The sequence below is a fragment of the Mycobacterium sp. NGS56 genome, assembly GCF_059812425.1.
Genome location: NZ_JCALCQ010000018.1, coordinates 53,851 through 68,322 on the forward strand (window position 1 = coordinate 53,851; position 14,472 = coordinate 68,322).

A 14,472-nucleotide genomic window follows, 5' to 3' on the forward strand; every position below is an offset into this window, starting at 1 on the left:
GCTTGGCGGACATCGCGTTTGGATGCACCCAAGCCCCGTGCGGCGCGGTCGACGTCGACCGTTCCGTTAGCGACCGAGCCGTACCCCGCCAGGTCGCTGGCACTGATTCGGCTGCGTCTGCCTCGGCGCGCCATCAGCAGCCCTCAGCGTCAGTGCACAGATTGGCGCGCCACTCACGGGCGGGGATCAAGTCTCGTTTGCCGCGGTAGTCACGTCCGTTGAGGTGCTCGAGGTGCTCGTCGAGCAGCCCAGAGCCTTCCGGCTTGTACTGCCCGAAGCCGCGGCCAAACGACTCTGGCCCGCCAGGCCAGGCTGTCACCGGATCCGGGTCATCGGAGGCGTAGAGGACCGTGTCGGTGGCCACCGCCAAGGGCCATTGCCCCGTCTTCTCACCGATTTGGTGTAGCCGGTAGACGATGTTGGCCTTGGCTTTGGCGAGTACGTGCAGCCGCCGTTCGGGGCTGTAGGCGGGTTTGCCTTTGAGGTGCTCATCGGAGCCGATGATGCCGATCCCGTGGGTGCGGATGATTTTGGCTTGATCACGCGCGGCTTGAGCGTCGGGATCGTCGAGGTCCAGCATCGCACTGGCGTCGCGGAACCGTTCGTACCAGCCCAGTAGCACTCGGCCGTGGCGCGACCACAGCCATGCTTGCAGGATTTGTGGTTGGTAGCCGAGCTCGATAGCGCGCTCCAACGTCGGGGTGCATACCCACTTGGGGCCGGTGAACTGCAGTCCTCTCGGGTTGAGGACATAGGGCAGCCGCCAGTCGGGGGTTTCGGGGATGTCGACTAGCCAGTAGCCCGGTGTCTTGGCGTTAAATGGTGCCCCATCGGGGTGGTGGATTGGGTCGCCGATGGGCAACTCCAGACCGGCGATGCCGGCCACGTAGGAGCCGCCACGGTCATAGGCGTGGATGTAGCGGCGTTGGCGTTCGTCGCTGGTGGGTCGGCGTGACCAATCGAAGTCCGATTCCACATCTCCGATACCGAACGGCGGCGCGGTTGTCGACGGCGCGAAGACGACGTCGCGCCACTCCTGTGGGGACCACGTCTTGGTTCTGGTCTGCAACATCAAGTCCACCGCGGTGACACCGGCGTTGATTTTCCACGGGAACCGCAACGCGTCAGCCAGTAGCTGCAGCCGCTTGGCGATCTGAGCTGGCGCCGGTTCATCGGACAAGATCGGCATCTCATCCGCGCCGGTGCCCATGCCGGGGATGAGCGCGATCATCACACCGCGCTTGTCGTCTCGATAGACGCGGGTCCAGGTGCCCAGCCGGTGAGCGTTAGGGTCCTCCCCCGCCCCGCCTAGGCTCCATCCTTCGTTGACCGCGCCGGTGACGAAGTCGATGTTTTCGGTGAGTTGGCGCAGCGACTTGGCGCGATCGCGGCGACTGATGGCAGCGACGTCGATACCGAATTCCTGGCACGCCGCTTCGGTGATCCAAATTTGTCCTGGCTCATTGTATTTCGCGGTGAGGCGGTACCCGAGATGGTGCGTATAGGCAAGCTCGGCGACCTGACCCACGTGCACGATCGGTGGGCCCAGTTCGACTCGGGTGCCATCGGCCAGCCAGAGCCCGTCGGTGTGTAACACCGCGGCCGGTGCGCCGCCAGATACGGCCCTGTTCGAGGCGCGGCCAGATTGGGTCCCGGCCGTCGTCGGCGACGGTGTCACATCGTCCTTGGCTGCCGATCCTTTAGCCGTTACCGACGCCCCGTTGAGGGGCCCCTGGTCAGCATCCACAGCAGCGGTTTCCGATGCCGGGCTCTCCACACCTCTTGGATTGCTGGCTTCCATCTTGGGCGCGACGGCGATGGGCGTTCGTTGGCCGGGTCCCTCGAGTGCAGCGCTCAGCGCAGCGGCGACCTCGGCGGTGTTCTCAGCGGTCAGGACCTCGAGGATGAGCTCGTCAGTCACCGCCGCTTGGTGGGTCACCGTCATGCGTCCCAGGCGGGAATGGGTGTCGGACAGATCCACTGGCTCACCCGTCGCTTCGTCGAGGCCAGTCGCATAGATCATCGCGGCATCGCGCGCATACACCGGCCACAGCCGGTATTCGCGCGAGATCCGCATCGCTGCCCGCCGGCCACGGAATCGCACTCGCGCGGCGATCGCCGCGGCCCAGGCTGGCTGGAAGTGCTGTCGCCACGCTGGATCAGCCCACGGTTCGGGGTCGGCCAGCGCCTGCAGATATTCCGCGGCAGCCGAATCGACGAGCGCACGTAGTGGCGCATCGTTGGCGAACTCTTCCCGGGCTTCGCGCAGCCGCGTCGACCAGGCTTCCAAGAGGCGGGTCTGCTGGGGCCACACGATCGCCTGCTCGATGCCGAGCCGAGCGGCGGGCAGGCCGGCGCCGCCGTCGCGGACGTCTTTGGCCAGCCCGTCAAGATCCTCGGTGGTCACCCAGGCCAGGGTTGGCGTATCAAGGCGCATCTGTGGGTGAGGCGGCGGCAGCATCTGAGGCAACCGCATGTCACCAGCTGGCGGGAGCGTGACCCTCCACAGTCCGAATGGCCGCTTCTGGCCGGTGCTGGCTGCAGCTGCTGTTATGGCGTCCAGCACCTGCGGTTGGCCGTATCCGAACGTCAGTGTTCCCGCGGCCGCCAGCTCAGGGCATTCCTGGGTCAGCCACACCAGCTGGTCGCTGTGCTCGAATTCCTCTTCGACCTCCGAAGCAGGCGCACACCAAGGTGGCTGAACGCGGATCTCGGCCATAACGTTCGCCGGCAGCACCCCGGGCTCGGACACGACGGCCCCCCGCCGCCCGGCGCGGGCCCGCATGATGCGGTCATTGATCACCGCTGCCGAGGCCGCTCCGCTGCCTGCGGGCAGCGCTCCCAGCACGGCCGACCACCGGTGCAGGCGGCGCCCCAATTCAGCCGCGTCCTCGACAAGATCGTCGCGCTCACCGACTAACCAGGGATGCAGCTCGGCCACGATCTCGACCGAAACACGTTGCGCGCCAACTCCCCGAGCCAGAACGACCGCACGTCCCTTTCCGTGCCGCAGCTCCCAACCGCGCCCCACCAGCGGCGCCAACGACCGCCCCAGCTGCTCGACCAGTCCGGAATCCCCCGCGCCGGGGTCGGGAGTAATCAAATGGCGACACCCCGCACCTACCACCCATATCCGGGCAGGGTCCGCATCGGCATCCCCGGCAGGTATCGGCTGCAGTAGGCCACGATTGCCGTGCGCCCACTCGATTAGCTTCTCAAGCTTGTCGACGGAGTCCACCGGCCCGGTAAGGACATCACCGCCGACCGTGAACGCACCCGAGCCGGTGACAATCACGACGTGACGCTCAACGATTAGCGACGCTGTGTTTGCGTCCGTCATAGGCGGCCTTCAGGCGTGCGGGCGGCCAGGTACGGACGGATGCGCGCGCTGGCCCCCTGCTGGGTCATCCCGAGTACGGCACCGACTTCGGTGTAGGTCGCACCGGCCGCGATCGCCGCCGCGGCGGCGGGTCGCTCATCGAGGCCGGCGGCGCGTAAGAGCGCGGCGCGCGTCAGCTGCACCGCTTTGGTTTCAGCGGCACTGGCTCGTTCCACAGCTTTAACCAGTCGAGCACGTTGCGCAGGTGTAGCTTTGCGACGGGCCACGCGGCGCAGCCAGACATCCACTGCGGCCGCCAGAGATGAATCAGCCATCTTCGAGGCAAAGCTTGCCGATTCCCGTTGCGCGGCAGCCTGAATCGACGCGACGCTAGGATCCGTCGTCGTCATGGCCGCCTGCGTTCTGCAGCTACGTTCAGCACGGGTGTGATGCTATCCACGAACTGTGACACCAACAAGCATTCGTTGTGCTTGTCTACAAGTGTTTCTTGTGCCCCTTGATGACCTGGTCCAGGTCTGGCCTGCATAAAGGCACGACGCAAAACTGCTTATTTGTCACACTCAACGCTTTCAGCTAGTCAGTCCACGTGCGATCACTGTGTTCGCCATACTGAGCCGCCACGTCGTGTGGCGACCCACCGTGCCTGCGCGGATTACCTGGCCGCGTTTCTCGAGGATCTCCAAGTTGTGATAGATGCGTTCGTGAACCACGTCCGCGCCGAAACTAGTTGAAAGACCGCGCCGTAGTTCAGCGGTCGTCATTGGCCCGGCCGCTTTAGTCAGCGCGGCGAGCAGTCCTTGTCGCACCGCCTCCGGCGGGAGGCTAGGCATACGATGGACCTTCGTGGGTGGTCTGCGCCGTACTCGCCGAGGTTGGGAAGAACCGCCGCCCCCACCGCTGTGCCCCAACGGCCACAGGCTGCGAGGTGGCGGACGTGTCCTGGTCGGCAGCCAACAATGTTCCTGCGGATCCGTTCATCGCAGCTTTCACTGCCGCCAATGTGCGGCCACGGTCTACATGCCGACCCCTGGCCCGCAGTGCGCCTTCACCAATTTCGATGGCCGTCATGCCGCACACGATGATGATGCGTAGAACGCGCCACAGCCCGCACACCCGCGATCTATCCGCCATGTAGGTCAGGCGATTCCCCTCCCCCGTCGCTGATCAATCCCCGGTCGACAATTAGGTCGTCAGACCACGGAAATCCTCGTCAGCGCGGTCGCTTTCCATCGCGGCGTCCAGTACCTCCCACCCTGTATCGGAAAGCCGTCCTCTACCGTTGCCGGCCACGAGCATCGCGGCGGCCACGTCGGCGGCGGTGTCGCGGTTCCGGGTGAACATATAGTCGAGGTTGGGCTCTGCCACGCGCACTGTTTTCGGCAAGCTGCCGGCAAGGATCTCACGCACAATAGCGACCAAGGCTGGTTCACCACCAAGTAAGCCGCCAGCAATCCCGCCGGGCGGCCCAACTGCGCGCCGCTCGAGCGCACTCCACGAGACGACCCCTCGGGAGGTGCTGAACGTGATGGTCGTGGCGACCATGTTGGGGGCTCCTCGGTTCGCCGGATCAGTGCCCGTGACGTCGGTCGCACACGAGCCCGCGGTAGGGCGCGCGCACACCGGCGTCGAAACATGCATGGCGTCCTGATGTGGGCTCAGCGGACTGTTCATTGGCCAATTGCGGATCCTCTCGGTTCTGCTCTTAACTATCGGTGCTCCGAGTGACATCTCCCCCGAAACCGGCCGATCAGATCAGTCCCGCAGCCGGCTCGGGTGCAAACCTCCACTGTCCCGACAGATAATGCTTTGGTGCACACACACTATCGGCGTTGGTCGACGCGGTGAGTCCGGTCATCCGAGACGGCAAGAGTTGGCCGATTGGTACGCGCGCGGATGTCGCATGGATCACCACGGCTACCTCGATCGGCGTCAGAATCACGTCGGCGATCCCGCCGATATTCGATGACTACGCCACCGTTTTACTGCCAAAGCCCCAAGCTGAAAAGCAGAGCCACGACCAGGCTATCGTCGCACTACTCACTAGACAGTCGCCGGATCAACAGTGGTGGATTGGTTACCTCGACACTGGGTCCGCGGACGTCGTTTTCCCTGACGCGCCAAGAGTGACGTTGTATGCGAACTGGCCTTATGTACTCGTACAGGCCGGACCAGAACAGGCCGCCTGCTGGCGGTCCGACGACTTATGGTCGTCGCGGTCAACTCGCCTGCCGGACCTGATGTTCCCGGTGGATCGGTCCTGGCTGGTGTCCACGCTGTGGGACGACGACTGGACCTGTGTCGGCGGGCCGGTTCCGCTCATCGACGGCTTCCTGAGCGACCCCGATCTGAGGACCCGCGTGCGGCGCGTCGGCCCCAAAGAGGACGCCACTCCACCCGGGCGCAACGCGATCTGACCGCCGATGGGAATCGGTGAATAGCGCCAGATTTCCCCGAACCGACTGGACGTGAACAGATCCCGCGGGACTAACGCCACGCTGGATAATCACAGTCACCCTCGCGCGCAAAGTACTTGACCGTAGCGGACTTTCGCGGGTCAACAGCTGCTCCCGCTCTTCGCGACGGGCGGATGTGACTTATCAGGATGCGATCAGCAATTTGTTCCCGCTGCGACGCGCAGCCAGGCGAATTCGCGCGAATCAGTCCGGGATGAGCCCAAATTCGTATCTGAGTGCTTGTTCCACGAGTGCGCTTCGCGTGCCGGCGGCCCAGGCCTCGACGAGGTTGTCAAGCCGTTGACCGTTTGCGGCTGTCACTCCTGACAGAACGACGGTGCGTGGAGCGGTTGCGTGGCGACGCCGCCGCGGGACTGCGTGCGAGGACGGGCGTTCGAATAGTTGGCCCTCCCCTACGGCGTATCGCTGGGTAGTCCAGGTTGTCGCCAGTTTCGTCGCGTGGGTTTCGATGGCGTCCAAGACGATGGCGCCCATCGTTCGGGCGAGTCCGCGGCGTACCTTCTTTTCGGCGATCTGGGTTCGGTAGAGCTCGTCGTAGACTTCCGCTGATAGCAAGACCTCGGGTGGACGGGTTCTTGTGCTCGGCCGTCCGGTAGTTGTCTGTCGCGGTTTTGTGGGCTGTTCCGGGCTGGTCGTTGCTGGCGTGGTTGCGCGGGCCGATTCAGTCGCGGGGGCGCTTGCGAGTACCGGTTCGATGACCGAGGCACTTGCCGGCCGCGGGTCAGAGTGGGCCGGTTCGGCACTGACAGCGGTGTCTGCCGGTTGTGGCGAAACCGGCGGTGGAGTCGGCGCGGCAGCGGCGCGTGGACGGGCCGGCCACAGTTCGTCCAGGTCCTGATTGAGCGCCTCGGGGTCGAACAGCGGCTTGCCGCGGGTGCGTGAAGGGCTCATCCGACCCGCTCCCCCGCCGTCACTGATTCGTATCGGCCGAGCCGTGTGACGATTTGGCGGACGAGCTCTTGGTAGTCGGCGGCAAGGCCGGTGGGGTCACTCGTCCACATGGCGCGCTCGGGACTTTGGTTGTCGCGCAGCTTCGACAGTCGAGCTCGGCGGTCGTCGTTGGCTAGCGCAACGAGTTCGCCGGCGGTTTTGTGGAGCGTTCGCATGTCGACGGCGGCCGCGGGTGCGGAGCGGATCGTGATGTCGAACGGCGTTGTCCCGCTGCCTTCGAGCATTTCGCTGACTTGATCGAACACGTCCTGGTTGCGCTTTTTCGCTCGTGGGTTGACATCGAACAGCAGCACACCGAGAAGTTGGATGGAGGCACCGAGTTTGCGTGCTCGCCAGAAGCGTCGCGCCAACCGTTCGACACCGCCCAGGCTGGCTTGGTCGTCGCGGGTGGGGATCAACAGATAGTTGGCGACGGTGAGATAGGTATCGAGCAGCGGTACGTCACCTGGACCTGAGTCGATGAGGACCAGGTCATAGCCTTCGTCTTCGCATAGTTTGGCGAGCTGGTTTTCCAGGTTGGCGGCCATGTCAATGCCGTTCTCGGCCATCAGGTGAGCGCCGGCGCCGACGACGGCAAGTTGTGGACCGCCGGCGACTACGTCGAGGTTGGCCCGTACGTTGCGCACCGGGACAAGCGGCGCACCGAATTGCAGGGTCTGGGCCAGTGATTGTCCGCGGTCTCCGTCGACGCCGAGATCTTCGACGGTGACGTTGGCCTGTGGGTCGCCGTCGACGACGAGCACGCGACGGCCCCTTTTTCCCGCGGCGGCGATCATTTCCGCCACTGCGGCGACGGTCGTTGACTTTCCAACTCCGCCTTTCTGATTCGCTACGAGGATGGCCCGCGCATCGGGCCCAGTCATTGTCATGCGTCGCAACGTACGTACCCACCCGCGAGATGTCATGTAGGCGCACGGACGTGAAGTCGAACCGTTACCTAGCCCACTATTTGGACGTTGCGACCGACGGTCCTTCGCCCGTGGGCCCGGGCGGCGATCGGCCCGTGTGGTCACGGCACTGTGCTGCCGTCAATTCGGACGTCTGCGCGTCCGGGACATGTTGTGGGTGCACGGGTGGTCGCTAGAGCGTTGCGACCGCCGTGTGTTCACGCGGTGGGCCGCACGGGTAGTTGGCTGAGGCGTTGGACGTTGCGCCACACGGGCATACGTGCGTTGTCCGTGCGTGTGGCAACGCGTCGGTCAGCCGACAACGATGCGGCGCTAGACCCGGCACCACAGGCGTCACTGCCACGTACGCAGATTCGCACATAGGGCGGGCAGTCACCCGTTGATGACCCTCATGTTATCCGGTGCGATACCCGCGAGTCACACGTCTCGTTATCCGGTTATCGCCCGGATATCGCAGGTCACACGGGCTATATGGACGCGGCAGTGGGGGAGCCTGGTCGTGCAGCGGGAGGACCCTTCACCGCCCCTCGTGTCCGATGCGGCGCCAGGGCACTGAGTCGCGGCTTCGGATTCTCATGGGCGTAAGGCGAAATCAGCCCGGGTTCTTGAATGCGGCGGCGTGCGCACTCGGGTCAGCAACGTGACCTCAGTATCGTGTGCATTTGGCGTCGCCGCATGAGCCCGACGGCTCATCGTGGAGCGGCGGGGCTGTCAACGCGCCTTAGCGTCGCCCCGGTTCGAGGGGTTGTGGGTCGGGGAGGATCTCGCGGCCCTCGTTGTAGTCGTGCTCGATTACGCGCAGCTGGGCGACGATAGCTTCCTCGATGAATTGGGTGATGGTGTAGCGGCGGCCTGTGACGCGCTCGACGATGCGCACAGCCGCGCGGGCCCTGTGGTGCAGCTCGGTGGGGACATTGACCTTGCTGAGGTCGCTGGATTTGGCGGGGCCGTCCACGGAGCTAGGCTTTGATGGCTGCTGGGCGGAACATTCCTTGGCGCTTCATATGGTCAATGACGTTCTCGTAGTCTTTGCTGACGTCTTTGGCTCGGTATCCATACAGCGGGACGGGAAGGTAGTTGGTGTAGGCCTCATCCACGATCGAGCTACGTCGGACCGCCGGTGTGACCTTGTCACCGAAGCCTTCCTGTAAGTACTCCATCTGTTCGCGGTACACGCCGCCGGTGCCTGGCACGGCGCACGGCACGATGGCCAAAAGCGGGATGTCGATCCTGAAGGTCTTTTTGATGATCGCGAGTTCTTGCAAGAGCGCCTGGATGCCTTCTGATTCCTTGCCTGCTGGTTTGGTGCACATGATCAATCCCCATCCGCCGGAAGGGCCGTCCTCGTCGACTGAGGACGCGATCAGTGCCGTGGTGACTAGTGCGCTGTTGGAGCCGGGGGAGTCGATGAGGGTGACGTCAACAGGAGTGGCCGCTTCGAGGGCATCCCGCAGGCGCAGTACGCCTCCGGTCACGGCCGGTAGTTCGACCATCAGTTTGTCCAGAGTCGAGCGGGCGGCGGGCACGACCGTCAGGTTGCCGATGTGCATTTCGGTGGCCTCGTCGGTGGTGTATTCGGGTTCGCCGGCGTCGGTGAAACCCTGGATGATGCGAGCGGGCCGTTCGATGTCGTCGATTGTGGCTTGCTGGCGTAGTACATCGGCGATGGTGACACCGCTGATGTCGGGGTAGCCCAGCCAGGTGCTGGCGTTTGCTTGGGGGTCGAGATCGATGACGCGCACCCGCAGGCCAGAGCCTGCGAGCTGGATGGCGGTGGTCACGACGGTCGTCGTTTTCCCGACGCTGCCAGACATGTTGGCGACGGTGTAAGTGGACATCGATAATCTCCTTTGAGCATGGGGCGGGTGATGCAGCCTGCATCACCCGAGGCGGTTGTGACGGTCGATGCGGATGGTTTAAGCGCCGGCGGTCTCGAGCTGGCGGTGTTCCCATGGAGTCGGTTGGTAGCCGGCTCGGTTGATGAGCAGGTTGACGTGGGCGACGGCGTCGTCGTCCCAGGCCTTGTCTTTGAGTTCCGCGGTGTGTAGTTCAGCCGCGGCCACCGCACGGTGCCAGGCCCGTGCGTTTCGCGCCTTCTCCGCTGGGCCGTCAGCGGTGGCGTCCCAGTCCCGTAGCAGCGCGCTTACCGCTGATGTTGCGCTGCGCGCGGCCACGCCGGACAGGTATTGCGCCACCAGTATCTTGAGGAGCTCGGCGTTGGAGGGCTGCTGATTGATCAGTACCGCGCAGAATTCCCGCCTTGCGCGTTGGGCCTGGGCCGCGGCTTGGGCGTCTGCCTGTCGCTGGGCGGCTTCCGGAGACGGTTCGTCACTGTGGCCTGGATCCTGCCCTGTTTCTTCTCGAGGCGGGGGTGCGTTCGATTCGGCTGGCGGGTCGAGAATTTCAGCAGCGCCCGGCTGAGCGGCCGGGTCCGCGGCGGCCGCGTCGCCGATGCTCGACGTCGTCGACGTCAACCCTTCGCCGGCCAGGGGCCGTGCGTAGAGATCTAGGGCCCCTGAGGCGGGGTTGATGGCGCCGATGATCTCGGCGCCGGGCTCGTAGTCGGGGACGCGGTGGAGGTGGTAGTTCTCGCCGAGCTCGGCGCGGGGGTCCTCGACGAGGGGGATCCCTAACTCGTCGGCCTTGGCGCGGGCAGTGCGCTCGGCGATGACCCGCTCGGCGGCGCGGGTAGCGATCATCCCACGCGTGAGGATCAGGTGCAGGGCCTGCGTTTGTTCTTCGTGGCGCAGGTCGCTGAGCTGGTCGGGGTCCTTGGTCTTCTGCCAGCGCCGAGGCGGGCCATAGGGCAGCTTGCCGGCCAAGGCCGCGGCCTCGGCGCTGGGTAGGCGGCCGTCGTCGACGGCGTCGCGGACTTCGGGAGCCAGTAGCTTGAGCGCGAGCTTGCGCGACACTGTGGCTTGGTCGACGCCCAGTCGCTCGGCAATGGCGCGTTGGGAAAGTCCAATCTCGGAGTAGCGCGCGTACAACTCGCCCTCGGCAAGGTCGGAGAGGTCTTGGCGGCCAAGGTTTTCGGTAGCCATCGAGTCCAGATCGCCGTCGTCGACCATGATGGCGTCGTCGACGACGGCTGGGACGGTGTCTCTGCCGGCTTCGATCGCCGCGACGCGCCGGCGGTGACCGTAGACCAGTACGTAGCGCGCAGTGGCAGCGATGTCGGCGGCCGATGGTCGCGCCGCCATGAACGCATCGCGGGTGACCACCAGCACGGGCAGCCGTACGCCGCTGGCACGTACCCCGTTGAGGAGGTCTTCCCATTTGGGATCGCCAGGCTGCGGCTGTGATCGCCGGGGATCGTTGAACGGGTGCGGTGCGATCTCGGCCACGTGGATCTGGACGACCCGGTGCGCTTCGTTGGCGACCATGGCTGACATGCCCGCGATAAGGCCGGTTTCTTCCTCCGACGCCGCGGAGTCGGTAGCGGGGGAGGGGTCTGTGCTTGGTGCGGCGTCTCCGCCGGCCAGGGCCGCGAATCGGTTGGCGGTTTTGCGTCCGGCTGGCTTGGCTCGGCGGGCGGGGCGGGCTGTCGTTTGGGCCACGAGCACTCCTTTCTAAATACCGGTATTAGAGTAATAAATCGCGCGGCGCCTCAGCAAGCCTTTTGGCGCCTTTGCACGCTTGACCAAAGTGCTGCGGCCGTGATGCAGCGTGCATCACCCAACCCTCGAAGGCCACCGCAAACAAATCCTTCGTGTCACGTGACGATTTGGGGAGCGGGGGATTGGATAGCACGCGGTAGGGGCCTGGAAGACTCTGACGGGTTCACTCGCGTGGTCCCCATCATGGCAGCTCTTCGCGACACTGGCGAGACATGGGCCGCGCGCCCTGCGGTCATCGGGGAAAACGCATAGCGCATACCGAGCGCATACCGGGCGATGCGCCTCGCGCATACTCGCAGACTGCCTACCGGCATCGGCGGCTCGCGCATTGTGCTTTGGTGCGCGCGGTTGTCGCGCTGACTTCTTCGCTTCCCGAATTCTGCGGGGTGCGAACCTTCGCGATGGCTGCGCGAGGGCATGATTGGCGAACGGGATAGGCGATCTATTTGCCGTGTCCGCTTTATGTGCTCTACTGCGAGCGCGCGGGCAAAAGACCCATTGCGAAAGGGGTGACCGATGGCTGAATCAGACCTGGTACGGGAGTTGAGTGCCCGCGTTCTCGCCCAGGACGACAAGGTCCCGACTACCTTCCGTCTCAACCGGCGGACCCTCAAACGGCTTCGGACTCAAGAGAAACGCTGGTCGACATCGATGTCGTTCATCGTCGAGCGCGCCCTGGAACCGGTGCTGACCCAATTGGAGGAAGCCAAGCTGCCCACCGATGGAGCCGGTGCCGATGACGAATAGGTACGACGCGGTCGAGGTCGATGCGCACCAGGCCTGGTTTCTCGCCGACCACCTGCGCGTGGGGGCCTATCCGTGGATGCTGGCGATCACCGCCCCTTATGTCGATCCAGCGGAGCGGGAACCATTCAACCAGCGCTGCCTCGCGGAGCTGGCTGAGGCCGGCGTCATTGACGCAGAGGGGGACATCAAACCGTCTGTCGCGCAGGCGGTTAAGACCGTATGCCAGCCGCGCCAGTGGCTGGAATGGCGCACGATGATCGATCCCGAGCAGATTTTGCGGGGGGTGCTGGCGCGCACCTCACCGCCAGATGCCGTGGTCGCGTTGCGCTACGCGCAGATGGTGACGCTCACGCCGCTGCAGCTGACCCACAGCGAAGCGATCGTGCCGATCATCACCGCGGGATTGCCCCCCGATCAGCCGCCGGCTCGCTTCGAGGAGTTCTCACTGCCGATGGACACCGGCAAAGCCATCGACGACCGTGTCGCTCGTGGCGCTGACTTGATGGAAGCCCTCGTCGAGCTGGGCATCCCCGAACGAGAAGCTGAGATCATGGAAGTGGCCCGTGCTGGCGATCGCATCACCGTCGAACTGACCGCCCATGAGGCCACCAACGGCGCTCACCATCACACCGATGTCAGTGTCAACATCATCAGCACCGAGGTCGGGCAGATCCTCGTCAGCCCCACACCGGGGCAGCCTCGTGCCGGCGGGGTGTCCATTTTCGCTCCCGCTGAACCGTTTTCGATCGCCATGGCGGTGCGCGACCTCACCGAACGCCTCCCCTCGGGCTCGTGGTTCCCCGACGAAAACTTCAGTATCTGACCCTCTACCAACCCGAAAGTAGAAACCGAAGCGATGAGCACACCTTCTGATTCCTTCCCCCAAGACGACACCCCCCACCACGAACAGCCCACCTCAGACCAGCGCTACCCCTATCCTTCTGGGGCCGCCCCCCAGGAGGACGGCAGGCAGCCCAGCAACGGGCCAGACACCGGGCCAGGGCAGCGTGTGCGGTGGCCGGCGGCACCGCCTCCGCAGCAGGGGTCTACTCCCGGCGGCGAGGCGCCGCATCAGCCGCTGCCTCCTCCGCCGACCCGCGCGCCAGTGCCGCCGCCGTCGCGGCCACAACATGCGGCAGCGCACGGAGCGCCAACGTTCAAGCTGCCTGAACCGGCGCGGCCCAATGCCGAACCGCGCCAGCCGGATCCCGCTTGGCAGGCTGTCGAGGAGACGTCTAACGACAAGACCGCCGAGATCTCACTCGACCAGATCGCCGCGCACCGCGGCCAGCCCCCGCAGCACGAGCAAGGCCTTGACGGCTTTTTCACTGACACGCCGCTGCCGCATGAGCAGCACCTGCCGGCGGGCTGGCCTTCGACCGGGCCCTCGCAGCCGCCGGCCGCTGACCCGCACCAGCCGCTGTTCGGAGACCAGCCAAGCTCACCGGCAGCCTTCGCGCCCAGCGGCTACGGCGCGCTTGACGAAAGCCAACAGTTCGTCACCTCGCGGCGCCGACCTGTAGGCAAGGGCTGGCGAAAGCTGGTGTCGCAAATGACCTTCGGGCTCATCACGCCCGGGCCCAGCGCCAAGCAAGAAGAGCACGACAAGCTCATCCGCAGTATCACCGCACCGCTGCTCGACGTCTACGTGGTGGCGTTTGTCAGCGCCAAGGGTGGCGTGGGCAAGACGACCATGACCGTCGCCGCGGGCAGCGCGATCGCCCGCGAGCGTGGGGATCGGGTGATCGCCGTGGACGTCGACACCGATCTCGGCAACCTCTCGTCGCGGTTCGAGCAAAAAGGCGGCGCCGACGCCAACATCGAGGCGTTGTCGTCGCTGCAGGACGCCAGCAGTTATCCAACAGTCGCGACCTTCACCGTGCAGAACAAAGACCGCCTCGAAATGCTTGGCGCTCAGAACAATCCACGCTCCTCGTACACGTTGAACACGCAAGACTTCGAAGCGACGATGAAGATTCTCAAGAAGCACTACAACGTCATCCTGCTCGATTGCGGCACGGCGATCACATCACCGCTGTTTTCCACCATCGCCAATCACGTCGACAGCCTGGTCGTGGTGGCCTCTCAAGCCCCGGATGGACTCAACGGCGCCTGGACCACCATCCAGTGGCTGCAGGCGCACGGTTTCGCGCGGCTGTTGCCCCGCACGGTGATCGCGTTGAATTCGACGTTCAAGAACAAGCCGTTGGTGGACCTCGATGACGCCGAACAGGAGTTCACCGCCAAGATCCCGGGTGTGAGCGTGGTCAGGATCCCCTACGACGTCCACCTCGCCGAGGGACGCGATGTCACCTTCGTGGAACTCAAATCGCGAGCCCGAAAGGCCCTGATGGCGTTGGCCGGCTCGATCGCCCAGCACTATCCCGCCCGGGGGCCGCATCAGCACCGAACGACTGAAACTGGGGGTTTCTGAT

General features: G+C 64.9%; 11 protein-coding genes. 4 read left to right on the forward strand and 7 right to left on the reverse strand.

Features of this window, described 5'->3' with window-relative positions; genetic code table 11:
• Nucleotides 1–133: 133 nt before the first annotated feature.
• The 3 genes from AC5Y4F_RS25660 to AC5Y4F_RS25670 form a co-directional block, all read right to left on the reverse strand.
• Entirely contained in the window at nt 134–3,295 is a 3,162-nt protein-coding gene (locus tag AC5Y4F_RS25660; protein WP_231122295.1) for a hypothetical protein, read from the reverse strand.
• Nucleotides 3,296–3,336: 41 nt separating this feature from the next.
• Nucleotides 3,337–3,654 carry a Fis family transcriptional regulator gene (locus AC5Y4F_RS25665; RefSeq protein WP_254902467.1) on the reverse strand — a complete coding sequence of 106 codons (318 nt, stop codon included), beginning with the start codon at nt 3,652–3,654 and terminating at the stop codon, nt 3,337–3,339.
• An 868-nt stretch (nt 3,655–4,522) separates the two neighbouring features.
• Nucleotides 4,523–4,882 carry a hypothetical protein gene (locus tag AC5Y4F_RS25670; RefSeq protein ID WP_051641682.1) on the reverse strand — a complete coding sequence of 120 codons (360 nt, stop codon included), beginning with the start codon at nt 4,880–4,882 and terminating at the stop codon, nt 4,523–4,525.
• Nucleotides 4,883–5,169: 287 nt separating this feature from the next.
• Here AC5Y4F_RS25670 and AC5Y4F_RS25675 point away from each other — a divergent pair, with 287 nt between their 5' ends.
• On the forward strand, nt 5,170–5,754 hold the full coding sequence (locus AC5Y4F_RS25675) for a hypothetical protein (RefSeq protein ID WP_139813795.1): 585 nt from the start codon (nt 5,170–5,172) through the stop codon (nt 5,752–5,754).
• A 947-nt stretch (nt 5,755–6,701) separates the two neighbouring features.
• Here AC5Y4F_RS25675 and AC5Y4F_RS25680 read toward each other — a convergent pair.
• From AC5Y4F_RS25680 to AC5Y4F_RS25695, 4 genes are all read right to left on the reverse strand, one after another.
• Nucleotides 6,702–7,634, reverse strand: a complete 933-nt coding sequence (locus AC5Y4F_RS25680) for a ParA family protein (RefSeq protein WP_036473497.1) — start codon at nt 7,632–7,634, stop codon at nt 6,702–6,704.
• A gap of 760 nt (nt 7,635–8,394) precedes the next feature.
• A complete protein-coding gene (locus tag AC5Y4F_RS25685) occupies nt 8,395–8,628 on the reverse strand; it encodes a hypothetical protein (RefSeq protein ID WP_051641681.1) in 234 nt (77 codons plus the stop codon).
• Between the two features lie 4 nt (nt 8,629–8,632).
• Nucleotides 8,633–9,511, reverse strand: coding sequence for a ParA family protein (locus AC5Y4F_RS25690; protein ID WP_036473494.1), 879 nt, complete (start codon nt 9,509–9,511; stop codon nt 8,633–8,635).
• Between the two features lie 78 nt (nt 9,512–9,589).
• On the reverse strand, nt 9,590–11,230 hold the full coding sequence (locus AC5Y4F_RS25695; RefSeq protein ID WP_036474044.1) for a ParB/RepB/Spo0J family partition protein: 1,641 nt from the start codon (nt 11,228–11,230) through the stop codon (nt 9,590–9,592).
• A gap of 576 nt (nt 11,231–11,806) precedes the next feature.
• On the opposite strand from AC5Y4F_RS25695, the gene AC5Y4F_RS25700 reads away from it, so the two are divergent.
• From AC5Y4F_RS25700 to AC5Y4F_RS25710, 3 genes are read left to right on the forward strand one after another with little or no spacing between them, the layout of a single operon-like run.
• The gene (locus tag AC5Y4F_RS25700; protein ID WP_081284089.1) at nt 11,807–12,037 is read left to right on the forward strand and encodes a hypothetical protein; all 231 of its coding nucleotides are present in this window, start codon (nt 11,807–11,809) and stop codon (nt 12,035–12,037) included.
• Nucleotides 12,027–12,860, forward strand: coding sequence for an ESX secretion-associated protein EspG (locus AC5Y4F_RS25705; RefSeq protein ID WP_036473489.1), 834 nt, complete (start codon nt 12,027–12,029; stop codon nt 12,858–12,860). Before AC5Y4F_RS25700 ends, AC5Y4F_RS25705 begins: the two co-directional genes overlap by 11 nt.
• A gap of 33 nt (nt 12,861–12,893) precedes the next feature.
• A complete protein-coding gene (locus tag AC5Y4F_RS25710) occupies nt 12,894–14,471 on the forward strand; it encodes a MinD/ParA family ATP-binding protein (RefSeq protein WP_036473488.1) in 1,578 nt (525 codons plus the stop codon).
• The last annotated feature ends 1 nt before the right edge of the window (nt 14,472 follow it).